We start from the raw sequence: 23,900 nt of genomic DNA, 5'->3' as shown, positions 1-23,900 counted from the left end.
TGTGAACCCGGATCATCAGCCGCGCCGCCACGGTGCATGAGGTTTGGACACGGTGACTGCCGATCTGAAAATCGCGTTCCACACGCATGGGCCGGAGTTACGCAATTATCTCCGGGGCCGGCTTGGTGATACGCATCTGGCCTCCGACCTCGTGCAGGACACCTTTCTGCGGGTGATCGAGCGGCCGGAAACCCGTATCCAGGATGTGCGCGCCTATCTCTACACCATCGCCCGCAACCTCCTGCTCAATCACCGCAAACAGGAATCCCGCCGCCGCACCGACAGCGTGCCGCATGAATGGCTGGGCGCGGTCGCGGCGGATGCGCCGTCGCCGGAAGATGCCGCGGACGCGACGTTGCAGCTTGAACGCCTGCAACGCTTCATCGGCGAATTGCCGCCGCGCACCCAGCAGATCTTCGTGCTGAATCGCGTCGACGGCCTGACCCAGCCGGAGGTGGCGCGCGCGCTTTCCCTTTCCGAAAGCACGGTGCAGAAGCACCTGGCGCTGGCGATCCAGCACGTGACGCAGCGCCTGCGCGCGCGCTAGATCAGCGGCTCTTTACGGGTTTCGGCCGCGCCGGTTGTCCTCTTCGCATGAGGACATTGCGGCGCGGCTTTCGGGGATGAGGGCGTGAACGAGGATCAATCGTCGGACACCGACCGGCGCGCCGCGCTCTGGGTCGCCCGTCTCGACGGCGGGCCGCTGGACGAGGCCGAGCGCACCGCCTTCCGCGCCTGGCTCGACGCCGACCCCGATCATCGCGCCGCGTTCGAAGAGGCGCACAGCGCCTGGCGCAGCCTTGCCGTTCTGCGCCGCGAACCCGGTCCGCTGCGTGCCGTGCCGCGTCCCCGGCGGCGGGGGAGTCTCGGCCGGGCCGGCATGGCCGGCGCCGTGCTGCTTCTCGCCGCCGGCCTGCTCGCCCTGCGCTTCCAGATCGGCGATCCCTGGATCGCGCTCGCGGCCGACTGGCGCACCGAGCCGGGGCAGACGCGTCAGATCACGCTTGCCGATGGCAGTCTGGTCGATCTCGGGCCGGACAGTGCCATCGCGGTCGACTTCACCGATGAGGAGCGCCGGGTCGTTCTGCTCTCCGGCGAAGCCTTCTTCCAGGCGGCGCCGCGCGCGGGCGGGGAGCGGCGTCCCTTCGTGGTGGCGGCGGCGCAGGGCACCACCACCGCGCTCGGCACCCAGTTTCAGATCGAAGAGTGGGAGACGGGCGCCCGCGTCACCGCGATCGAGCACCGCATCGAAATCGCGCTCGACCTTCCTCAGGATGGTGCGGAGCGCGTCGTGCTCGTGCCGGGCTCTGCGGTGGCCTATAGCGGGACGCATGGCCTCGGCCCGGTCGCCGCCGCCAATGTCGAGGAAGCGACCGCCTGGCGGCGGGGCCTGCTCGTGTTCGATTCGGTGCCGCTGGAGGACGTGGTGCGCCGGCTCAACCGCTACCGGCGCGGGCGCATCGTCATCGCCGATCCCCGGCTCGCCCAGCGCAAGGTCAGCGGCGTGTTCGCGAGCGGAAATCTCGACGATGTCATCCGCACCATCACGGCGGAACTCGGCGCGCGCGCCTCCTCCCTGCCGCCGCTGGTGACCGTGCTGTACTGAGGGCGCGATTTTTTTTACGGGGTCCGGGCCTCCCGGTTGTCTTCCCCTCCAGCGACCAGGCGCTGGCACGAGGGGACGAACAGAAATGGCTGAGAAGCGGTCTATGGCGGGCTCTCCCGCACGGCATCGCGGGTTGACGGCAGGGTTGGTCGCCGGGCTTCTTGCTTCCGTCGCGCTGCCCGGTCTCGCTGTTGCCCAGCAGCCCGCCTCCGCGGTGGCCGGCCGTATCGCCTTCGACATTCCCGCGCAGGATCTCAATCGCGGGGTGCTCCTCTTCGCCCAGCGCGCCGGGGTCCAGGTTTTCTATGACACGGCGAAGCTGCAGGGCCGCCGCTCCTCGGCGGTGTCGGGCACGCTGACGCCGGCGGAGGCGCTGGCCCGCCTGCTCGCCGGCACCGGCCTCACCTACCGCTTCACCGGGCCGAATCAGGTCACCATCGTCGATCCCAGCGCGACCAACGCGGCCGGCACCAGCCCGGACGGGGCGATCGAACTCGGCACCATCGACGTGCAGGGCAGCGGTACGGTCGGCTATGTCGCCACCACCAGCGATGTCGGCACCAAGACCGACACGCCGCTGATCGAGACCCCCCAGTCCATCTCCGTCGTCACCCGCGACGAGCTCAATGACCGCAACGTGCAGACCCTCACCGAGGCGGTGGCCTACACGCCGGGCGTGCGCACGCAGGAGAGCGGCTTCGACCCGCGCTTCGATTCCTTTTCCATTCGCGGCTTCGACGTCACCTATAACGGCATCTATCGGGACGGGCTCCGGCTTCCCGGTGCCAACATGTCGATCTTCAAGGTCGAGCCCTATGGGGTCGACAGCGTCACCATTCTGCGTGGGCCCAGCTCCGCGCTCTATGGACTCGGCTCGCCCGGCGGTCTCGTCGACATCACCTCGAAGCGCCCGACGGAGGAAGCCTTCGGCGAGGTGGAGCTGCAGGGCGGCAATTACGATCTGTGGCAGGGACAGTTCGATGTCGGCGGGCCGGTCGATAAGGACGGCACGTTACTTTACCGCCTGACCGGCGTGTTGCGCGACGCCGGCTCGCCCAACACGCTCGGCGGCGGCGTGAACGACATGGCCTATATCGCGCCGGCCGTGACCTGGAAGCCGAACGACCAGACCAAGATCACCTTCCTTGGCGAGTACCAGCAGTCGGAGACGCCCGCCGCCATGCCCTATTTCGGCTGGAACGGCAGCGTCAACGCGCCCTTCAGCCAGAGCATCGGCGACTATAACAGCCTCAAGCAGAACCAGTGGCGGATCGGCTACCTCGCCGAGCACGAGTTCAATGAGGTATTCACCGTCCGTCAGAACCTGCGCTACGGCGATGCCGACACCCATGTGCGCTACAACGGCATCTCCGCCTATGACTACGAGGCGGGCACCGCCAGCCGCTACACCGGCTATGTCCACGACACGCTGGACTCCTTTGTCGTCGACAACCAGCTCCAGGCCGATTTTTCCACCGGGCCGGTCGTCCACAAGCTGCTGTTCGGACTAGACTATTCCTATCTCGCTCTCGATGGCGGCATCGGCTATGGCACCGCCTCGGACATTTCCCTGTTTAACGGCCAGCCGCTCGGCCCGACCTTCGATCCTCCGCTCAACTACGCGCGCTACGATCAGAAGCAGAGCCAGACCGGCCTCTATGTGCAGGAACAGGCGACGTTCGACCGCTGGATACTCACGCTCACCGGCCGCTATGACTGGGTCGAGACCAGGGATGAGGATCTCCTCGCCAACACCACCGAGAATATTGACGACAACGCCTTCACCGGCCGTGTCGGCCTGACCTATCTGTTCGACAACGGCATCGCTCCCTATGTGAGCTACGCCACCTCCTTCGCGCCCAATCTTGGCGTCGACATCAACGGCAATGTGTTCGACCCGACGACGGCCCGCCAGATCGAAGCCGGTGTGAAGTATGCCCCGGTCGGCTTCGACGGCTACGTCACCGCCGCCGTGTTCCAGATCAACCAGGAGAACGGCCTCACCACCGACCCCACCAATCCGCTGTTCCAGGTCCAGACCGCCGAGGTGCGGGCACGCGGCTTCGAACTGGAAGCGGTGGCCAATCTCGGCAAGGGCCTGAAGTTGCGTGGCGCCTACACCTATCTCGACCTCACCAATGTGGAGGGCGATCCCGAGACGATCGGGCTCACGCCGTCGGGACAGCCGCAGAACGCCTTCTCCCTCTGGGTGGATTACCAGTTCCAGGAGGGCAGCAAGCTGGCCGGGCTGGGGATCGGCGCGGGCGTGCGCTACACCGGCGCCACCTGGGGCGACTCGCTCAACACGTTCCAGAACAGCGCCTACACGCTGGTCGACGCCAAGCTGAGCTATGACTTCTCGTACCTCGATGTCCGGCTCAAGGGCTGGAGCGCGCAGCTCAATGCCCAGAACCTGCTCAACGAAGAATACGTCACCTGCGATGTCGGCTATTGCTATGAGGGCATGCCGCGCACCGTCATAGCCGGGCTGAAGTACCGCTGGTAGGTGCCCGTCGTGCCCGCCCTCCACCCTGTCACCCGGCGCGGCCTGCTCGCGGGGGCGGCGCTCGGCCTTGTCGCGGCGCCGTCCCGTCTGTGGGCGGACGCGGCGCCGGCGCGGATCGTCTCGCTCGATTACGGCCTCGCCGAAACCTTGCTGGCGCTGGGCGTGACGCCGGTCGCCATCGCCGAGGCGGATCAATGGGCGACCTGGGTGGTGGAGCCGGCCATGCCGCCGGGGGTGGTCAATCTGGGGGCGGCGCAGGAAGCCAATATCGAACTGCTGCAGGCGCTGAAACCCGATCTCATCCTCACCACCCCCTATCTCGCCGGCCTTCTCCCGGTGCTGCACCGTCTCGCCCGCACCGAGAGCTTCGCCATCAACACCCCTGACCCCGGCACGCCCTATTCCCGCAGCCTCGATGCCACACGTCGGCTCGCCGGGCTGATCGGCCGGTCACGCGAGGGCGAGGCGCTGATCGCCGCCAGCGCGGCGCGCATGGACGAGACCCGTGCCGCCCTCGTGCCGGTGGTCGCCACGCCGGTGTTTCTGGTCAGCTTCATGGATACCCGCCATGTCCGCGTCTATGGCACCAAGAGCCTGTTCGACGACGTGCTGACGTTGTGCGGCCTCACCAATGCCTGGCAGGGACCCACCAATTACTGGGGCTTCGCCACGGTGGGGATCGAGCAATTGGCCAGGGCGCCCGCGGCGCGGCTGATCTATGTCGAGCCGATCGCCGCCGACGTGACGGCGGCGCTGGCCCGCTCACCTCTGTGGAACGCGCTTGGCTTCGTGCGGGCGGAGCTGGTGCAGGCGATGCCGCCGGTGCTGATGTTCGGCATGCTGCCCTCTGCCATGCGCTTCGCGCGGCTGCTGCAAGCGACCCTCTCCGGAGCGCCGCGCGGATGACGAGCCGGCTTTCTTTCGGTCCCGGAAGCCTGATCGGCCTTCTGGCGCTCGCCGCGCTTGGGCTCAGCCTGTCAACCCTGGCGCTGCGGCTTCCCACCTCGCTCTGGCTGGAGGCGTTGGCGGCCCCCGACATTGCCGATATCCGCCAGATGCTGGTGCGCTATAGCTACGCGCCGCGCCTCGTCACCTCGCTGCTGTGCGGCGGCGCGCTCGGCCTTGCCGGGGCGCTGCTGCAAATGGCGCTGCGCAACCCGCTGGCGTCGCCGACCACGCTCGGTGTTTCGGCGGGTGCCAATCTCGCCCTGGCGATGGCGATGCTGTGGGCGCCGGGGCTGCTGGCGGTGGGGCGGGAATGGACGGCGATGGCCGGCGGGCTCGCCGCCGCGCTGGTCGTGCTCGGCCTCTCCTGGTCGCGGCGGCTTTCCCCGCTCACCGTCGTGCTGGCCGGCATGGTGGTGAGTCTGTACTGCGGCGCGCTGGCGGCGATGCTCGCGCTGTTCAACAGCCATTACCTCGCCGGCCTGTTCATCTGGGGCGGTGGCTCGCTGAGCCAGCAAGACTGGGAGATTCCCCGCTTCCTGGCGCCACGGCTGGCGCTTGCCGGCGTGGCCGCCGCGCTTCTGGTGCGCCCGCTCACCTTGTTGACCCTCGAGGACGACCAGGCGAAGGGCCTGGGCCTGTCCGTGCCGCTGATCCGGCTCTCCACTCTCGCCCTCGCCGTCGCCCTCACCGGCTTCGTCGTCGGCACGGTCGGCGTCATCGGCTTCATCGGGCTGGCGGCACCGGCACTAGTGAACGCCGCCGGCGCCCGGCGGGTCGGGCCCCGCCTGCTCGGCGCGACCCTGCTCGGCGCGGCGCTGCTGTGGCTGACCGACCAGGGCGTGCAGCGGCTCGCCGGCGATGCCGCCGAAATGGTGCCGACCGGCGCCGCCACCGCCCTGTTCGGCGCGCCGCTGCTGCTATGGCTGGTCACGCGTCTGCGCCTCTCGCTGCAGCGGCCCGCCGGGCCGGAAGAGGCCGTCCGCCGCGCCGCCCGGCCGCTTGTCATTCTCGGCGGGCTCGGGCTGGTGCTCGTGGTGCTTCTCCTGCTGTCGCTCGGCATCGGCTATGGGCCGGAGGGCTGGAGCGTCGCGCCCGATCTCGTGCCTTGGCGCTGGCCGCGGGCCATTGCCGCCCTCGCCGCCGGGGTGATGCTGGCCTGCGCCGGGGGTATGCTGCAGCGCCTGACCGGCAACCCGATGGCAAGTCCGGAAGTGCTGGGGGTGAGCGCCGGCGCCGCCTTCGGCCTCATCCTCGCTCTGTTCGTTCTGGAGTCGAGCGCACGCGGGACGCAGCTCGGCGCCGCGACTCTGGGCGCCCTGCTGGCCCTGCTCGCCATTCTCGCGCTGGGCCGCAGCCGCGTCGCCGTGCCGGAGCGCATGCTGCTCGCCGGCGTCGCGCTCGGGGCGATGTTCGACGCGCTGGTCACGGGGTTGATGGCGGGCGGCGATCCGCGCGCCATGCTGCTGCTCAACTGGATGACCGGATCGACCTATGGCGCGACCGCGACCGATGCGGCCGTCGCGGCGGCGGCGGCCATGGCCAGCCTCGCCGCCCTGCCGCTGGTCGCGCGCTGGCTCGACATCGTGCCGCTCGGCGCGCCGACATCCACCGCGCTCGGCCTGTCGCCCCGCCGGAGCCAGGTCGTGCTGCTGGTGCTGACCGCGGCGATGACGGCGGTGGCGACGCTGGTGATCGGCCCGCTCACCTTTGTCGGGCTGATGGCGCCGCATCTCGCCCGCTTTCTCGGGCTGCAGCGGGCCCTGCCACAGCTCGTCGCCGCGGCGCTGCTCGGGGCCATCCTCATGGTGGCGGCGGACTGGCTCGGCCGAACGCTCGCCTTTCCCTGGCAGATCCCGGCGGGCCTGACCGCCACCTTCATCGGTTGCCCGGCCCTGATGTGGCTGCTGGCACGGAGACACAGCGCATGACGATCCCCGCCCGCATCCCCGGCACTGTGCAGTTCGACCTCGCCTCGCGCGAAGGCGGCGAGCCGCACCGCATCTTTCTCTACACCCCGCCGGGCGAATCGCCCGCTGGCGGCTGGCCGGTGCTGTACCTGCTGGACGGCAACGCCGTCATCGCCACGGCGGTGGAGGCCATGCGGGCGCAGGCGCCCTATACGCTCGGCACGGGCATCACCTTCGGGGTGATCGTCGCGGTCGGCTATCCCACCGAGGAGGCCTATGACAGCTTGCGCCGCTCCTGGGATCTCGGCCCACCGCCGGGCCAGACCTACCCGCCCTTCGTCGAGGGCGGCCCGCCGGTCCGCACCGGCGGCGCGGACGCGTTCTTCGCCTTCATCGAGAATGAACTGAAACCCGAGGTCGCCCGCCGGGTGCCCGTGGATGCTGGCCGTCAGGCGATCTTCGGCCATTCATTCGGCGGCCTGTTCGTGCTGCACGCCTTGTTCCAGAAGCCCGACGCCTTCGCCGGTTGGATTTCCGCCAGCCCGGCGATCTGGTGGGAGGGCGCGGGCATCGTCGACCGGGCGCAGGCTTTCGTCGCGGCGGGGCAGGGCGGGGCAAAGCGGGGCGACGTTCGTCTGTTGCTGCTGGTTGGCGAATATGAGCAGCAGCTCGCCCCGTTCCAGATCGGGGCCGAAGACGCGGAAAAGCGCCTTGCCAGCTTCCTGGAGAGCCGGATCGTCGACAATACGCGGGAGATGGCCGAGCGCCTGGCGTCCGTGCCGGGCCTGGCGACGTCCTATCAGTTCCTGCTGGGTGAGACGCATATGTCGGTGCTGCCGGCCTCGGTCAACCACGCGCTGCGCGTTGCCTTCGGCGTGCAGCATGGCGGATGAGGCGCCGCTGTTCGCGCGCGAGGCGGTCCGCTTCGGTGCCGGCGGCCGCACCCTGCTCGGCCCGCTGGAGGCGATCTACGGCATCGCGATGGGCGTCGTCACCGCCGGCGAGAACGGCCCGGCCTTGTGCCAGGCGCGCTGACGGGCGGGCGCGCGCGGCCGCCTGGCCGCACGTGCCGCCGCGCGCGGATCAGACCGCGATGCCGAGATGGCGCCAGAGCGGCAACAGGCCTTTGCGCAGCTTTTCGATCGGCTCGGCCAGTTCGGCGGCGTCCGCCGCGCCGAGCGCCCGGTCGCCCCGCCGCATCTTCTGTCCCGACGCCTCGATCTCCCTGATCACCCGCCCCGCGACTTCCGTCGCGGAGGCGTCCGGCGCGCTGAGAAGCGCGGGGAGCGCGAGACGGTCGAACTGGCTGGCGGAGATCGCCGAGCCCGCCACCGGCGCCGCGAGGAAGCGGTGGGTGTCGGCGACGGAGGCCATCGCGCAGATCGCCGCATTGAACCGGCGCGCCGCGCTCTGGTCGCCTTCGCCGCCGTCGGGCCGGCAGGGAAGCACAGCGCCGTTGTGCACGAGGAGTTCGAGCACCACCTCCACATCCTTGTCGCTGAAGCCCTCGGGACGTGTCCGCTCGAGAAGCTCCGCTCCCGTTGCGGAACCCTCGCCAAGGCGCGCCGCGAGGGCGGCCACCAACCCCGCCTTGGGCCGTGCGTCGCCGGAGGGAACCTTCCAGCTCTCCTTCGCCCCGGCGCCGATCGAGGTGAGGGCGAAGCGGGCGCGCTCGAAGGCCTGCCGCTGCTCGGCCGTGGTCAGCGCGATCGGCCCTTTCACATAGACGTCGCGACGGAACTGCTTGTTGACCGCGAAGTCCTTCACCTGCTCGCGCATGGCGAGGTCGGTCGCCGAGGTCACCAGCTCATGCATGTCCTTCGGCACGGCGAAGGAGAGCCGATTCTCCGCGATTGAGGCCGAGCCGATAAAGGTGAGCTTTGCCTCGCGGAACTGCTCGAAGGCCTGCGTCACATAGATCGGCGACCATGTATCATGCAGGAACTCGTGAACCAGGTAGTTCGCGTCCTGCTGCGCGAGGTTCTGGATCCGGGTCCGCACCGCCGGGTTCTGCGCGGTATAGGCGCAGCCCGGCCGCGCCAGCTGGCTCATGACCTCGCGCGCACGCTTGATGCGGGCGAGGCTGTCGCCGGTCGAACGGGCGGCCACCTCGCGGATCATATGCTGCAGCGGCGTGATGGCGGCCCAGCCGGGATAGGTGTTGTAGCTCACATAAGCGATGCCGCCGGGCCGCAGCCGCGTGCGCAGAAAGGCGACGATGTCCCGCTGCGCCTCCGGGCTGACCCAGGTGAAAACACCGTGAAGGGTGACGAAGTCGAGATCGTCCAGCACCGGGTCGCTGGACGCCCCCGCATCGCCGAAGCTCGCTTCCAGGAAGGTGAGATTGGGAAGGCCGACCTTGTCGGCGAAGGCACGCGCCTCGGCGATATGGGTCGGGTTGAAATCGATGCCGACGAAATCCATGTCGGGATTGGCGGCGGCAAGCAGGGCGGTCCCATAGCCGCGCCCGCAGCCCAGTTCACAATAGCGCAGCCGCCGCCCCGCCGGCGGGCCCTTCACGCCGTTGGATTCGCAGACATAGGTGAGAAAGGCCGGAGAAAGTTCGCGGTAATAGCCCAATGTGTAGGCGACATCGCTGACATAGCCGCCCATCCAATTCGCCGACATGACATCCCCCAAAGCCCCGCATGAGCTTGCCCGGCTAGTTAGGCAAGCCCATCCCAAGGGATCAAGCGCCACGAGGACGGTATTTCGCTGATGCCGGCGGCAAACGGGCAGATTATCGGCGCGCCGCCCGGCCCTGTTGCGCTGCCCACGGGCGAAGGCAAATCCAGCGTCGCCTCTCCGAGATGGGTGCACGAACGTACAAGTCCCGCCTTTGGGGGACGCAACATAAAAGATTGTCAACGCGAAGATGCGTTGGACCTCGATAAAGCTGCCAAACGCGACCATGATGCATTCGAGAAGGCGGTGGCTGAACGCGATTCTGACAAAGCGATTTAAGCATGAATAGCAAAAGCAAGATGATGCAGGATTACATTGGAGTTAACGTTGAAGCGTTGCTCAATGATGAGCCGTTTAGAAACTATAAGTTCGCGCTTAGTGAAGTAAACGACTTACCTGAATACTATTGTATGTACGCTTGTGAGGAATATGGGTTTGAATTTCACTGCGATGAAGACAAACGAATTACAACGATATTTGTATCCAGAGAGAGCGATCTATCTGATAGATTAGACGTTCGTATTGGTTGTAGTTCTCATGACGTGCGTCATCGTCTAGGAGTCCCTACCAAATCGGGGAAATCATGGGATCGGTTTGACGGTGCGAAGTATTCTTTTCATGTATCGTACGATCAATATGACCTCGTTGAGATGATTACGTTGATGCGTGATGATGTCGTCCCACGTTGATAGTTTTGTATTTGCAGGTGTGGCCATCGGCGTTAGCCGCGAAGGGCGTACAGAGAGGGTGCGCTGGACAATTCAGGCGGCCGGTGCAGGCGAAAGGCAGGGCGCGATCATCGCTTAATGGGTTTTTGTGATATGAATATATTATTTGTTTTGTCGTATCTTTGTATAATCGAAATAAAAAGGTCGTACAAAATTGTTATATTCATAGCATTATTTGCATTAATAGCATCGAATGCGCAGACGCGAAATAAGGATTATTCTGTTTTTGTTATTTTGATCTCTTCAATTATAGCGATAGTAATAACGCTTGGGATGGTCGCGGTAATAAGATATCGATACGCCCTACAATATTGGCCTGATATATCAGTTAAAATAAAAGAAGCGAGAGGTATACAGGGTCGAGTTGAGGTGGCGAAATATGTATCGGAGAAGGTGGATTTCAAGAAATGAGTTTTCAGCGTTTGTGAGGCGAGCCCTGCGTAGGGGCGCGCGCCAAGTGCCAGATCGGCTACACTAAATCGCGTGCGTGCGGCACCTGGCCATTCGGGTGGCCGGGGTTCACTGCAGCATCGCCGTTGCCGCTCGCGGAGGACACTCGCCTTTCTCAGCCACGCGGAGCCAGCCGTCCGGGAGGTGTCTGGCGCGGCGCGGCGGGCATGGCTGTCAAACTCGGCGACGCGGGCAAATGGCCGTTCAGGAGCGGCAAGGAGACGGCGATCAAGGCCGGGCGTGGCGCGCTCGACTTCGTGGCCCTGATCCTTGGCTCGTTCGAGCGGGCCTTTCTCCCCCTGTGCCGGGTCCTCGGCTTCAAGCGTCTTCGCCCGGAGGTGGAGGCTGCCGCGGCGAGGGCCGGCATCGACCGGGATCAACAGTCACCTTCAATGACTGATGGCCCAGCGATGCAGGCCCCATGTCAACATTCCCTCACTTACCCCGCGCAGGGGGACAGAGTGCGTGCGTCGGGCATCGCTGGCTTTCCGCCGGGCGGTGGGGTCCAGATCAGCGAGAGGCCCCAGATGTGGGCACCGCACCGGAGCCGAATCAGCGTCTGGCGGGCAAGGCTGGCACCTGCCGCGCGGGAGGACGGGGTGAAGCGCCGCTCCGCTGTTGGCCCAGCCCGCAGACGCAGCGCTCTAAGCCGGCCGCCTGCTGCGGCGATGTTGCAGAAATGCGACGGTATGCCTGTTTACAATCGGCAACGATCTTCCATCGGCGGTGGCACGTTGCCGGGCGCACCGCTACGTGGAATCCTACGAAAATACCGTTAGTGCGTCGGTACATCTAGGCTGGGGGGCCGATGCGTCCGTTTGTTTCCGCTACCACGCCCGTCCGTTCGTCCACCCGCGCGAGCGCCTGCCTGCGTGCTTCGCTGCTCGCCTCCGCGGCGCTGCTGATGCTCACCGCGTCGGCCGGCGCGCTGGAATTCAGCATTGGTGGCAATGGCGGCAATGGGGGCCAGGGCACCGCCGGTGGCAAGGCTGGGTATACGACGGCGGGCGGCGCCGGTTCAGATGGAACACTCACCGGGACGGAGGGCGGCGGTGGCGGCGGCGCCGGTTCCAGCGGCGGCGTGGGCGGTACCGGCGGCGGCGATGAAGGCGGCGGATTTGGCGGTATCGGCGGAACCGGACTCGGCGCCAATGGCGGCGCCGGAGGGGCTGGCGCCGCGGCCGGTGGCGGCGGCGGTGGCGCCGCGCACGGCTATGTCGGAGATGCCAGCAGCCTCGATAACGCTTCTGCCAGCTTCACGGGCGGCGCGGGCGGGACGGGCGGCGATGGCGGCGGTGGCGGCGGCGGTGGTGGCGGTGGCGGCGGCGGTGGTGGCGGTGGCGGCTTTGGCGCGGTGGTCTCGGTTGGCGGCGGAGCCACCTCGATCGCGGCGGACTTTCTCGGTGGCGCGGGCGGCGCCGGCGGGTCGGGTACCAATGGCGGCTTCGGCGGCAGCGGCGGCGCCGGCTTTGCTCTTCAGGTCGTCGACGGGCAAGCCAGTGTGACGTTCGCCACTTCGGCCTCAGCCATCGGCGGTGCCGGTGGTGGTGCCGGCGCTGGTACGGACGCGTATGACACCGCGGCAGGAGAGGCGGGCGGCGCGGGCCTGCTCTTTGCCAATCAGTCGTCCAGTCCGGCGGTTCTGACCGTGCAGGGCACGGCGACCGGCGGAGCCGGTGGTGACGTTATCTCGGGCGGTTACCAGGGGGGCCAGGGCGGAACGGGGCTCTATATCCAAACCGTCGCAGGCTTCGGCACGTCCACCATCAATGTGAACGCGGCCGTATCCGGCGGCGCGGGCGGCGCGGCCGATAACCCAATCGCGTTCAAAGCTGGATTGGGGGGTATCGGTGCCTTCGCCGGCAACGGGGCTGATCTCGCCGAATCCGGCACATCCATTCTCAACATCAACGCGAATGTGACGGGCGGCGCTGGTGGTACCCTCACTCAGGGCTTCAACGGCACGGCTGGCGATGGCGGTACCGCCATCTTCGCCTACAATTCCACAATCACCGTCGCCAACGGCGCCACCGTGTCCGGCGGCGCCGGGGGGGTGGCGGACCCGACCTTTGTCGATGGTTCCGGCGGTGTCGGCATCGCGGCCACCAATTCCAAGATCATCCTCGACGGCACCGTCACCGTGCAGGGCGGCCTCGGCGGGGACGGAACGACCCGCGCCGCCGCCATCGCGTTTGGCACTGGCACCAATTCGCTCGAACTGCGCGGCGATGGGGAGGGTGACCTCGCCGATCTCCTCGGCGGCGTCACCCATTACGGCAATGCCGACACGCTCATTCTCGGCGGCACCAACAATGTCACCATCGGCGCTGCGACCCTGGGGGGCTTCTCCGGCGGTTTCGGCCTGCTGGTGAAGAGCGGCACCTCCACCTGGACTCTGACCGGTGACCTCTCCGCCAGCACGGTTCCCTGGACGCTCCGGGAAGGCACGCTCTCGATCAGCGATGACAAAAGCCTCGGCGATGTCTCGGCGGCGGTCGCGATGGAGGGCGGCACGCTGGCTGTGACCGAAACCCTCACCACCTCGCGCGCCTTCACCCTTGGCAATGATGCCGGCGAATTGGGCGGCACCTTCTCCGTCGCTGCCGACAAGACGCTGACCATCGAAAGCGGGCTCTACGGCAGCGGCACCTTGACCAAGAGTGGGGCCGGCACGCTGGTCCTTACCAAAAGCAACACGAAGTACGACGGCGCCGTCACCATCAGCGCCGGCACACTGGCGCTGAGCGGACCGGGCAGTCTCGACGACGCCCGCAGCGTCACGCTGGGGAAGGCGACGCTGGACATTTCTGGCACCAAAAATGGCGCACGGATCAGGAACCTCGCCAGCACCGAGGCGGACAGCCGGGTCGTCCTCGGCGGGAAGAACATCTCGGCGGACGTGAAGGGGGCCACCACCTTTGCCGGTGTCATCGAGGGCACGGGCAGCGTGACGGTGATTGGCGGCGGCGAGTTCACGTTGAGTGGTGACAACACCTATACCGGGACGACCGCGGTCAACGGCGCCTATCTCTATATCGGCGCCGGCGGCACCACTGGGTCGGTGGCGGGCGATATCACGGTCGACGGGTTGAGCATGCTGGTCTTCAACCGGTCAAACAGCACCACGATCGCCAATAATATCACCGCTGCGGCGGGGACGGCGGTGGTCTTTAGCGGCGGCGGTACGTTCACTTATACCGGTGCCACCGGTATCGACAGCTATGTGTCGGTGCAGGACGGGGCGACGCTGCACCTGGCCGGCGACCAGTTCGCCGGCGCCAACACATTGTCGGTAGGAGATGGCTCGGTCCTCAGCGGTAACGGCACGGTCAACATCGTCGCCATCAACTCCGGCGGAACGCTGGCGCCCGGCAATTCCCCGGGCCAGATCAATGTTTCCAGCCTCAGCTTTAACGCCGATTCCATCTATCGCGTGGATGTGACCCCGTCCGGGGAGCATGATCTCGTCGTTGCGAGCGGGATTGTGGACATCGATCCGGGCGCCAAGGTGGAACTGGTCGCCGTGCCCGGCAAATATGAGGTGGACAGCCGTTACGCCATCATCACCGCGACGGGCGGCGTCACCGGCACTTTCGGCAGCGTGACCGAGAACTACGCCTTCCTCGACGCCGCGCTCGAGTCCGACACCAACAACATCTACCTGCTGCTCCACTATAACGGCGTGTCCTTCGCCGACTATGCGCGCACGCCGAACCAGTTCAGCACCGCCACGGCGGCGCAGACGCTGGGGAGCGGCAATGCGATCTATGACGCGCTGCTGATGCTGCCGGAGAACGCCGCGCCCGCCGCCTTCGACGCGCTCTCGGGCGAGGCCTATGCGTCGGTGAGCAGCGTGCTGCAGCAGCAGTCGATCTATGTCCGCGACGCGGTGAGCGGGCGGCTGCGCCAGGCGCTGACCGCGCCGGGCGTCTCCCCGCTCGCCTATGGCCCCGGCCCGGTAAAGGCGCAACTGGCCGAGGGCTACACGCCGACCCTGTGGGCGCAGGGCTATGGCGGCTGGGGCAACAGCTGGTCCAATGGCAACGCCGCCAGCATCTCCAACACTATCGGCGGCTTCCTCATGGGCGCGGATGTGTCGGTGGCGGAGAATGCCCGCGCCGGCCTGTTCGGCGGCTATAGCCGCTCGACCTTCGATGTCGACGGGCGTTCGTCGTCGGGCTCGGCGAATAATTACGATCTCGGCCTCTATGCCGGGGCGCAGTATGGCGCCGTGGCGCTGCGCGGCGGCGCCGCCTACACTTGGCACGATCTTTCTGTGTCGCGCAGCGTGGTGTTCCCGGGCTTTGCCGAGTCGCTCAAGGGCAGCGACACGACCGGCACGGCGCAGGTCTTCGGCGAGATCGGCTATGATGTGGACGTGGGCGCCATCGCCTTCGAGCCGTTCCTCGGCCTCGCCTATGTCAATGTGTCGGGCGCCTCGCTCGGCGAAGAGGGCGGGGCGGCGGCGCTGTCCGTCTCCACCGACGACATGAGCACGTTCTACTCCACGCTCGGCGTGCGGCTGGCCACCACGGTGGAGGTGGGCGGGCGCACGCTGACCCCCTATGCGACGCTGGGCTGGCAGCATGCCTTTGGCGATGTGACGCCGAGCTCGACCATGCAGTTCGCCGGTGGGCTGACGCCGTTCAGCGTGTCGGGCGTGCCGGTGGCGGAGGATGCGCTGCTCGTGGAGGCGGGTCTGAGCTACGCGCTCTCGCCCAATGCGCAGATCGGCGCCACCTATGCCGGCCAACTCGCCGGCGACGCCTCGCAGAACACCTTCACCGCCCAGTTCTCGCTGAAGTTCTGAGGCGGGGGAAAGGTGAGAGGGGGCGGGACCGTGCCCAAGCGCTAGGGGACGATTCCACCGAAGCCAGAGCCTCCCGCGGCGGACGACTGCCGCGGTGCCGGGCTCGGTGAGGAGGAAGCGACGATCCGCATCGGCGATTTCCCGCAGCTACGCCTCATTGCCTGGAACATGGATTCCGACATGCGGCTCACCGCGAAAGGCGCCCTCTCGCTCGATGAGCGAAATGGACGGCATGTCGATCAGGGGAACATGCCGCCCCATGAGCGCGAGCTCCTGGAGCGCCTGATCCTCACAGCCGGGAACGGCGTGCTGCATGGCTGAGACCGGGGATCGCCAGCGGATCGCGGAGCTGCTCGGCGCCTTTGACGGGACTCTGCTTGAGAAGGCCGGATGTTATCTCGGCGGCGGCGCGGCCCTCGTCCTCGCTTTGGACGAATACCGGCAACTGAACAACGTCAATTTCATGTGCGCCTCGGCCGAAGGCTACCGCCTGCTGCGCAACACTGTTCAGGCTACGCATCTCAGCGCCTTGCTGACGCGCTCCCTGCCGATTGTGCGAGAGGTGCGGACCTCGGCCAATGTCGTGAGCACCTTCCTCGAATTGCAGGGTGCCCCGATCAAGGTGGATTTCGCGTGGGAGATCCGGGTTGCCATCTCAGGTACCTTTGACGTTGCCCTCGGCGTTCCCGTGCTCTCGCGCGTGCGCAATTACGCGCACGCATGAAACGGGTTCCGGGAGGCTCGGCCCCTCACGCGTGCGTAGCCCTCTCAGAACCTCAGGCGGGCTTGGCTGCACCCGCCTAGGCAGTGAATGCTCGGCACGGCCTCAGAACTTCACGCTCAATCTCGCATTGAAGCCGTTCTCGGTGACACCGTCGCCATACTGGCCGGTATAGGCGATGCCAAGCGTCGCGGACGGGGTAACGAGCATGTCGATGCCGGCTTCCAGCACCGCCGCATCCTCGGCAATCGGCACGCCGGTGACCGTGAACGCGTCCCAACCGACGAAGGCCTGCGACACCGTGGGCGAAATGTCGCCAAAGGCATGCCGCCACCCGAGCGCCCCGCGCAGCGTGGCCGTGCTGGCGCCGAAGGCGACTTCCTTGGACAGGCGAAGACCCAGCGTGCTGAAGCTCGTGTCCATGGTCTCGGAACCGCCGGTCAATGCCGCCGCGCCGCCGCGCTCGGTGTAGCCGTCCTGGCTCAGGCTCACATAAGCGAGATTGGCGAAGGGCTCGAAGGCGACGCCCATGGCGTCAAACCGATAGCCGAGTTCGCCAAAAGCCAGCACCGTTCCGGCATCGTAGTCGGCCGAGAGGCTGTCGGCATAGCCAGTAAAGGCCACCGAGCGGTGGGTCGAAACATCCTGCCACGTATAGGCAAGGCCGGTGCGCAAGGCGAGCGGGCCCCAGACATTGCCGCCATAAAGGGCGATATGCCAGTTGTCGCTATTGCCCGACGCGTTGCGTCCGGAGATCGAGAAGTCCGTATAGCTGTAGCCGCCGGCCAGACCCAGCCGCCAGCCCTCGCCGACCACGCCATCGACGCCGATCAGGAAGCCGCCGGTGGAGTTGGACAGGCTGGCGGCGTTTGCGTTGCCGTCCATCTCGCCCCAATTGCCGAAGGCCGTGCTCCAGAAGGCGAAACGCTCGGTGGTCGCGGGCAGCGCGACCGCCTTCAGCGCCATGGAGGCGTCGGCGCTCTGCACCGCCCCGGGCGCGGCATAGGCAAGGGAGGGCGTCTCCGCCCATCCGACAACCGGGCCGGAGGAGGCACCCACCCGGCCCTGAGCCGCGCGCAGGCGATCATTCAGCGCACCACGGATCAGCGACGACTGCTCGATGAACAGGCTCTGGGTCGAGGCGTGCACCTCGCCGGAGAGCTGGTCATAGGCCCAACGCGCCTCGCTCGCAGACGTGAGGAAAAGCACGGAATTGTAGAGCCCGAGAGGCGCCCCGGACTGCGGCAGCCGGCTCAGCGCGGCAGCGGTCGCGCGTTGGTTTGCGCTGGCAGCGACGCTGGCGAAAGCGTTGTCGGACACCGCAATCACCACGTTGATCGCGCTGGAGAGGTCGTCCACATCGACCGAAAGGAACAGCGATTCCGTCGTCACCTTGCCGAAATTGCCATCGACCCCGCCAGTGGCCGCGACGATGGTATAGACCTGCGGCAGCTTGTAGCTCGCCTCGGGGTCGACGGGCACGAGGTGCACGGTCGCTCCATTGAGGAAGGCCTGGCCGGTGGCGGTGATGAGGTCGCTATTGCCGGCACTGCCCAGCTCGACGACATAGACCGCGCCAGGCACCAGGTTCACGTCACCATTGACGACCAGGGTGCCGATGGAATTGCCCGGCGAAACCGTTCCCCCCTGCGCGACGGTGAGCGACTTCAGCGTGCCATTGCCACCGAGCGTGCCGCCGGCCCCCACATTCACGTCAAGGCCGGCAATGTCAGCATTGAGCTTCACGGTGCCGCCGATCAGATCGAGCGTGCCGGTGAAACCGGGCGAATCCACGGTAAAATCGGTAACGCCGGCCAGATGACGGATCGCGCCTCCCGTTCCCGACAGCAGGTTGTTGAAGGTCAGCCCACTGCTGGTGTGGTTAAACACCAACGTGGCATCGCCATCGCCGAAGCGCACACCGTTGGTTCCGAGCACGGTGCCGGGGGCCACCGGCGCATCGCCTTCGGCGGCACCGATGTTGAGCACGCCCGTCGAGGTGGCATAATCGGCGATGATCACGTTGACGGCGGAGAGCGTCGCGCCGTCCTGCACGGTAACCGTGCCGTTGCCCGAACTACCGGCGCGGAAGTTGCCGGCGTAGCCATCACGGGAAAGCACCTGAAACAGGGTGCCCTTGCCGGTGATCAGCAGCGTGCCGGTCGAGCCGACATCGGTGCCCGCTGCGGCCGTATAGGACGTGGCCACAGCTCCATCGGCCACTGTGGCGTGGCCGGTGGTGGCGACACCATTGCCGTTGCCGCCGACGAAGATGTTGAGCCAGTTGTGCCAGGTGGTGCCCTCGCCGGTCACGAGAATGGAGCCGGTGCCGGCCGGCCCGTCGATATAGCTCGCATCCGCGTCCAGCTTTGCGCCACCACTGATGACCACGGTGCTGTCGCCGGCACTGAGCCAGCCGTCGCCGTCGTTCCAGTCGACGGGCGGCGTCGCATGGGCGGTTCCCACGAGGAGCGCCGATCCAACGCCGGTGACGGTTATCGTGGCGCCCGCGCCCGCATAGAGGCCGCCCGCCGAAGTCTCGAAGGAGCCGCCATCGGTAACGGTAAGGCTACCGACCGCACCGGCTTCGGTCGCGATCTGCACATGCGTTCCGCTCACCAGCGAATTTACCCAGCGACTGCCCGCGCCCGTGACCGTCACCGATCCGCTACCGGTCGCCCATTGATCGACATAGCCGGTGCCCTGGCCGATGCGCAGCGCCTGCTGGTTCACAACCGACGCCCCTCCGGACACGATGATGCTGCCAGTGCCCGCACGGCCCACCTCGACGCGCACGGTGTTGTTCCACGCCGCGTCCGCGCCGTTGAGTGTGAGCGCACCGCGGCTGCCGGCGCCGTTCCCGATCAAAACACCATTGGTGTTTAAGGTCGTGCCGGCAGACATTTGCAGCGTGCCGCTGCCCGAATCGCCGACGATGAGGAAGTTGCTCGAATCGGTCCAGGTCGCACCAGCGCCACTCAGGATCGCCGTACCCGTCGACCCGCTGTTTCGGCCAATTATCCCACCTGCCGTATAAGTGCTGGCAATCGTGGCGCCATCCCCTGTCGTCGTCAGCGTCGCTCCGGCGCCCACCGTCAGCGTGCCGGTCTCACCCGTGGAAATCCCGACGAGGACCTGATCCCAGGTCTGGCTTGAGCTGAGGGTCTCGCTCTGACCGGGAGGCGGAGCGCTCACTTCGAGAATGTCGTAGCCATTGGCACGGACGGTCGCACAGGACAGCGAGAGGGCCATGAGAGCTGTGGACGCCATCAGGGCGCCCCGAAATACCAACTTAGACATTCGTCCCCCGCTCCCTGCGTTATCGCAGGAGTACCGTCACCGCGCCATTTGCAGCGCAATGAACCCCAGCCGAATAAGCCCGCCGCTCAACGAGCCATCCGTATGTTGCTCGCAATCTCCAGCAACATTGACCTAACGGTATCATTGGACCCACCAGGGGCAACAGGAAAAACACTGACTGGAGTAGGGGGGCTCTTCGAGCGTCGCGCGTGGGGCGGGCGAGCCGATCGAGCCGCGTGACCAGAAGCACATCGCCCGGTTCAAGTCGCTTGATCGCCGAGGCGAGGATGCGCCGATCTGCACGCGCGCCGCTCACCCTGAAACAGATGCACAGGTCAATCTTTACATCGCTGATGCGGTAAAGACGATGGCGAAGACCTACGGAATGAATCGCGAACGGTGATTGTCCAACCGCTCCATTCGATAAGACAATCGCCGCGCTAAATATCTGAAAAAACGGGATGGGTGGCGGCCTCCCGGAAGGGAATCGAACCCCTGACCCCAGGTTTAGGAAACCTGTGCTCTATCCTGCTGAGCTACCGGGAGTGACCGCGCGTACATGACCCGAATCCGGCGCGGCGATCAAGGGGGCCCGGGAGCATCGCCGTTCTGCCGCGCACAGGCCCCGCCCAGGCGGGGTGGGCGAGGGGCGGGCTTTGCGCTAGGCTGCCGCAAAGGCACGGGAGCCACGGGCCGGAGGCGCGTGGAAAACGCCATGGCGATGCGCACGACCTCCAAGCCGTCTGACCCGCGCGTCTGTGCCCGCGTCCGGGCGAGACTCGCGCCGTGGCTGCTCGCGGCCATCGGCCTGCTGGTCCCAGGGGCGGTTCTTGCCGCCTCCCCGCCGCCGGCTTCCGTCTCCGCGCCCTGCCTGCCGGTGCCGCTCGCGCGCGGCCATGTCGCTGACGTGATGGCGTCTGGCGATCTCGTCCTGGATGACGGTTCCGTCCTGCGGCCCGCCGGGCTGGGGGGCGGCGGCGCGGGCACGACGGTGAGCTGGCGGGCGGCGCTCGTGGAGCGGGTCGCGGGGCGCGAGATCGCCTTCGCCGCCGGGCCGGCGCGCGACCGTTACGGCCGGCGCGCCGCCCTGATCGCCGATCCCGGCGCGACTGCGGTGGCGGAAGAGGGGCCGACCCTGCAGCAGGCGCTGTTGCGCGAGGGCCTCGCCTTGGCGCGGCCGGAAGACGCGGTGCTCGCCTGCCTGCCCGCCTGGCTGGCGGCGGAAGCCGAGGCGCGGCGCGAACGGCGCGCGCTGTGGCGCCAGCTGCCGCTCGCGGCCGCCAATATCGCCGCTTTGCGCGCGCAGCAGGGGCGGTTCACAATCGTGGCAGGCCATATTCTTGACGTTGGAAAGACGGCCCGCGTGGATTACCTCAATTTTGGCCGGGTTTGGCGGCAGGATATGACGGGAAGGGTCGAGGCCGAAGGCCAGGCGTCGTTGGCGGCGCGCGGTCTGGCGCCGGCCGATCTTGCCGGGCGCCTTGTGCGGCTGCGCGGCACGCTGTTCGAGGCCGGCGGGCCGGCGATCACCGTGCGGCGGGCTGAGCAGATCGAACTCGCCGGGGACGCGGCGCAGGCGCCGCGCGGCGGCGGCATGGAAAATGGGGCAGAAGGCCGGGTACGGCCGACGGGGGACGAGTGACAGGAGCGAGGAGCACAAGCGGGACGCAGCGGGCCGCGCCATTCGGGCGCGCGCGGGCGCTCGCCTTGTTGCCGCGCGCCCTGCTGCTCGCGGCCGCGCTCCTTGTGGCCGGCTGCGCCGCCGTCGACGACAAGCAGGCTTCCGCCCCCTCGGCGATCAGCCGCGACGACGCGCTGACCCCGGCGCAGCGCAAGGAACATGAGCGGCTCGTCGCCTCCTATGGCGGGGCCTATAACGACCCCAAGCTGCAGAAGCAGATCGAGGTCGTGGTGGCGCGCCTCGTCGCCGCCTCGGAGCGGCCGGATCTGCATTACCGCGTCACCATCCTCAATTCCCCGGCGGTCAACGCCTTCGCCCTGCCCAATGGCTCGCTCTATGTGACGCGCGGCCTGCTGGCCCTGTCCTCCGACAATGCCGAGCTCGCCTCGGTGCTGGCGCATGAAATGGCGCATGTCATCGCCAATCACGCGGCGACGCGCGAGGACCAGATGAAGCAGGCGGTGCTGGTCAGCCGCGTCATTTCCGATGTGGTGAACGATTCCGATCTCGGCGCGCTGGCGCTGGCGCGCAGCCGTGTGTCGCTCGCCAGCTTCTCGCGCGGGCAGGAACTGGAGGCGGACGCGATCGGGGTTGGCATCAGCGCCCGCGCCGGCTTCGATCCCTATGGCGCCGAGCGCTTCCTCACCACCATGGGCCGGCAGGCAGGCATGCGCTCCATGTCGATGAACCAGAGCGCCGGCGCGGATTCGCCCGATTTCCTCGCCACGCACCCGGCGACGCCGGAGCGCATTTCCATCGTCATGGCCAATGCGCGCGAATATGCCTCGCCGGACAAGCCGGGGGAGCGCGACCGCAAGCAATATCTGGCCGCGATCGACGGGCTGGTCTATGGCGACGACCCGAAGGAAGGCTTCGTGCGCGGCAGCCGGTTCTTCCATCCCAAGCTCGGCTTCACCTTCACCGCCCCCGCCGGCTTCACGCTGGAGAACACCTCGCAGGCGGTGCTGGGCGCCAGCGCCTCGGGGCGCGAGGCGCTGCGGCTCGATGCGGTGCGCGTCGCCGGCGACCAGTCGCTGTCGCAGTACCTGTCTTCAGGCTGGATCGAGGGGGTGGAGATCTCCACGGTGGAAAGCCTCGTGCTCAACGGCTTCCCCGCCGCCACGGCGGTGGCGCGCGGCGACCAGTGGTCGTTCCGCATGTTCGCCATACGCTTCGGCAGCGATGTCTACCGGCTGATCTTCGCCGCGCGCGAATTGACGCCGGAGCTCGACCGCGCCTTCCGCGAGGCGGCGGAAACCTTCCGCCGCGTGTCGATCGAGGAGGCGGAAAACGTCAAGCCGCTGCGCCTGCGCATCGTCACCGCCGGCCTGACCGACACGCCGGAGCGGATGGCGGCGAAGATGGACGTGCAGGACAAGGCGCTGGAGCGGTTCCTGATCCTCAACGGGCTCAATCGCGGCGACAAGCTCGGCTATGGCGAGCCCTACAAGATCATCGCGGAATAGGCGGAGGTCGGCTGCCGAGGCTGCGCCTCGGGCCTGCTTCAGGCGGTGAAGGCACCGCGCGGCACGTCCGGCCCGTTGGTCAGCGCGAAGCGCAGCTTCTCGATGGCGCGGCTCTCGATCTGCCGCACCCGCTCCTTGGAAATGCCCAGCCGGGCGCCGAGCACTTCCAGCGTCTCGCTCTCATCGGTCAGCCGGCGCGCCTTGATGATGCGGAATTCGCGGTCATTGAGTCCTCGCAGCGCGCCGATGAGCCAGCGCCGCTGGCGCTCGCCGTCGATTTCCCGGCTCACCTGTTCGTCGGGCAGCGGATCGGTGGCCACCAGCTGGTCGAGCCGCTCCGCTCCGTCCTCCTCGCCGGCGGCGACAGGTGCGTTGAGCGAGAGGTCGGGAATGTTCAGCCGCGCATCCATGCGCGCCACCTCGGTGGAGCTCACGCCGAGCTTTTCGGCGATGGAGCGGTGCAGTTCCTCGCGGGTCGGGGCGGCGCCACCTTCATTGGCGCGCTCCAGCCGCGCCCGCACCCGGCGCAGATTGAAGAACAGCGCCTTCTGGCCAGAGGAGGTGCCGCCGCGCACGATCGACCAGTTGCGCAGCACATAGTCCTGGATCGCGGCGCGGATCCACCAGGTGGCATAGGTGGAGAAGCGCACCTCGCGCGTCGTCTCGAAGCGGGCGGCGGCTTCCATCAGCCCGATATGGCCTTCCTGCACCAGGTCGGACATGGGCAGCCCGTAATTGCGGAAGCGGCGGGCAATGGCGAGGGCGAGGCGCATATGGGCGTGAATGAGCGCGTGCAGCGCCTTCTGGTCGCCTTGCTCGCTCCAGCGGCGGGCGAGGTCGTATTCTTCCTCGCGTTCGAGCAGCGGCGTCGCCATTGCGGTGCGCGCCATCTGGGTGCTGCGGGTGGCCTGTTCGCTCATGCGCCTCTCCCCGAACCTGCCGGGCGGGCGACGGCATGCACCGGCGGATGACCGCCGGGGGCGCCGCGCCCAGGCCCGAACGGGGCATCAACGCGCCGGGGGGCAGGAAGTTCCCGCGCGGGCGCCGCGAGATAGGGCGCCAGCGGGCCGTGTCAATGAACGGGTCTTGTCA

At 67.3% G+C, this 23,900-nt stretch carries 18 protein-coding genes and 1 tRNA gene; 14 read left to right on the top strand and 5 right to left on the bottom strand.

The window, feature by feature from the left end:
- The first annotated feature begins 52 nt into the window (after positions 1–52).
- The 7 genes from ACP2AH_RS12330 (at position 53) to ACP2AH_RS12300 (ending at position 8,002) form a co-directional block, all read left to right on the top strand.
- Positions 53–547 (top strand): RNA polymerase sigma factor, encoded by a 495-nt coding sequence (locus tag ACP2AH_RS12330; RefSeq protein WP_425106062.1) that lies wholly within the window; start codon positions 53–55, stop codon positions 545–547.
- Positions 548–631: 84 nt separating this feature from the next.
- Complete coding sequence (locus ACP2AH_RS12325; protein WP_425106061.1) at positions 632–1,606, top strand: FecR family protein; 975 nt, start codon at positions 632–634, stop codon at positions 1,604–1,606.
- 103 nt (positions 1,607–1,709) lie between these two features.
- Positions 1,710–4,112: a TonB-dependent siderophore receptor gene (locus ACP2AH_RS12320; RefSeq protein ID WP_425106060.1), complete on the top strand. Its 2,403-nt coding sequence runs from the start codon at positions 1,710–1,712 to the stop codon at positions 4,110–4,112.
- A 9-nt stretch (positions 4,113–4,121) separates the two neighbouring features.
- Complete coding sequence (locus ACP2AH_RS12315; protein WP_425106059.1) at positions 4,122–5,018, top strand: ABC transporter substrate-binding protein; 897 nt, start codon at positions 4,122–4,124, stop codon at positions 5,016–5,018.
- Positions 5,015–6,988, top strand: coding sequence for a Fe(3+)-hydroxamate ABC transporter permease FhuB (gene fhuB / locus ACP2AH_RS12310; RefSeq protein ID WP_425106058.1), 1,974 nt, complete (start codon positions 5,015–5,017; stop codon positions 6,986–6,988). The genes ACP2AH_RS12315 and fhuB overlap by 4 nt, the downstream gene beginning before the upstream one ends.
- Complete coding sequence (locus ACP2AH_RS12305; protein WP_425106057.1) at positions 6,985–7,860, top strand: alpha/beta hydrolase; 876 nt, start codon at positions 6,985–6,987, stop codon at positions 7,858–7,860. The genes fhuB and ACP2AH_RS12305 overlap by 4 nt, the downstream gene beginning before the upstream one ends.
- Positions 7,850–8,002: a hypothetical protein gene (locus ACP2AH_RS12300; protein WP_425106056.1), complete on the top strand. Its 153-nt coding sequence runs from the start codon at positions 7,850–7,852 to the stop codon at positions 8,000–8,002. The genes ACP2AH_RS12305 and ACP2AH_RS12300 overlap by 11 nt, the downstream gene beginning before the upstream one ends.
- A gap of 48 nt (positions 8,003–8,050) precedes the next feature.
- Here ACP2AH_RS12300 and ACP2AH_RS12295 read toward each other — a convergent pair whose 3' ends face one another.
- A complete protein-coding gene (locus ACP2AH_RS12295; protein WP_425106055.1) occupies positions 8,051–9,595 on the bottom strand; it encodes a class I SAM-dependent methyltransferase in 1,545 nt (514 codons plus the stop codon).
- A 90-nt stretch (positions 9,596–9,685) separates the two neighbouring features.
- Between ACP2AH_RS12295 and ACP2AH_RS12290 the strand changes: the two genes are divergently transcribed.
- The 5 genes from ACP2AH_RS12290 (at position 9,686) to ACP2AH_RS12270 (ending at position 16,364) form a co-directional block, all read left to right on the top strand.
- Positions 9,686–9,931: a hypothetical protein gene (locus ACP2AH_RS12290; protein ID WP_425106054.1), complete on the top strand. Its 246-nt coding sequence runs from the start codon at positions 9,686–9,688 to the stop codon at positions 9,929–9,931.
- Positions 9,932–9,933: 2 nt separating this feature from the next.
- Positions 9,934–10,341 (top strand): hypothetical protein, encoded by a 408-nt coding sequence (locus tag ACP2AH_RS12285; RefSeq protein WP_425106053.1) that lies wholly within the window; start codon positions 9,934–9,936, stop codon positions 10,339–10,341.
- A 1,297-nt stretch (positions 10,342–11,638) separates the two neighbouring features.
- Positions 11,639–15,640 carry an autotransporter domain-containing protein gene (locus ACP2AH_RS12280; protein WP_425106052.1) on the top strand — a complete coding sequence of 1,334 codons (4,002 nt, stop codon included), beginning with the start codon at positions 11,639–11,641 and terminating at the stop codon, positions 15,638–15,640.
- A 180-nt stretch (positions 15,641–15,820) separates the two neighbouring features.
- Entirely contained in the window at positions 15,821–15,961 is a 141-nt protein-coding gene (locus tag ACP2AH_RS12275) for a hypothetical protein (protein WP_425106051.1), read from the top strand.
- Positions 15,954–16,364: a hypothetical protein gene (locus ACP2AH_RS12270; RefSeq protein WP_425106050.1), complete on the top strand. Its 411-nt coding sequence runs from the start codon at positions 15,954–15,956 to the stop codon at positions 16,362–16,364. The genes ACP2AH_RS12275 and ACP2AH_RS12270 overlap by 8 nt, the downstream gene beginning before the upstream one ends.
- Before the next feature lie 102 nt (positions 16,365–16,466).
- Here ACP2AH_RS12270 and ACP2AH_RS12265 read toward each other — a convergent pair whose 3' ends face one another.
- The 3 genes from ACP2AH_RS12265 to ACP2AH_RS12255 all read right to left on the bottom strand — a co-directional run bounded on the left by ACP2AH_RS12265 (position 16,467) and on the right by ACP2AH_RS12255 (position 20,207).
- Positions 16,467–19,631 carry an autotransporter domain-containing protein gene (locus ACP2AH_RS12265; protein ID WP_425106049.1) on the bottom strand — a complete coding sequence of 1,055 codons (3,165 nt, stop codon included), beginning with the start codon at positions 19,629–19,631 and terminating at the stop codon, positions 16,467–16,469.
- A 49-nt stretch (positions 19,632–19,680) separates the two neighbouring features.
- Complete coding sequence (locus ACP2AH_RS12260) at positions 19,681–19,977, bottom strand: recombinase family protein (protein WP_425106048.1); 297 nt, start codon at positions 19,975–19,977, stop codon at positions 19,681–19,683.
- A 156-nt stretch (positions 19,978–20,133) separates the two neighbouring features.
- A tRNA-Arg gene (locus tag ACP2AH_RS12255) sits at positions 20,134–20,207 on the bottom strand.
- Positions 20,208–20,376: 169 nt separating this feature from the next.
- Here ACP2AH_RS12255 and ACP2AH_RS12250 point away from each other — a divergent pair.
- Positions 20,377–21,303 (top strand): nuclease, encoded by a 927-nt coding sequence (locus ACP2AH_RS12250; protein WP_425106047.1) that lies wholly within the window; start codon positions 20,377–20,379, stop codon positions 21,301–21,303.
- A 65-nt stretch (positions 21,304–21,368) separates the two neighbouring features.
- Positions 21,369–22,808: a M48 family metalloprotease gene (locus ACP2AH_RS12245; protein WP_425106046.1), complete on the top strand. Its 1,440-nt coding sequence runs from the start codon at positions 21,369–21,371 to the stop codon at positions 22,806–22,808.
- A gap of 38 nt (positions 22,809–22,846) precedes the next feature.
- Here ACP2AH_RS12245 and ACP2AH_RS12240 read toward each other — a convergent pair whose 3' ends face one another.
- A complete protein-coding gene (locus tag ACP2AH_RS12240) occupies positions 22,847–23,728 on the bottom strand; it encodes an RNA polymerase factor sigma-32 (RefSeq protein ID WP_425106045.1) in 882 nt (293 codons plus the stop codon).
- Positions 23,729–23,900: the final 172 nt, after the last annotated feature.

Origin of the sequence: Ancylobacter sp. (assembly GCF_965249975.1) — a bacterium.
Lineage (GTDB): Bacteria > Pseudomonadota > Alphaproteobacteria > Rhizobiales > Xanthobacteraceae > Ancylobacter.
The sequence above is the reverse complement of the archived record's forward strand: the minus strand, read 5'-3'. Positions and strand labels throughout refer to the sequence as shown.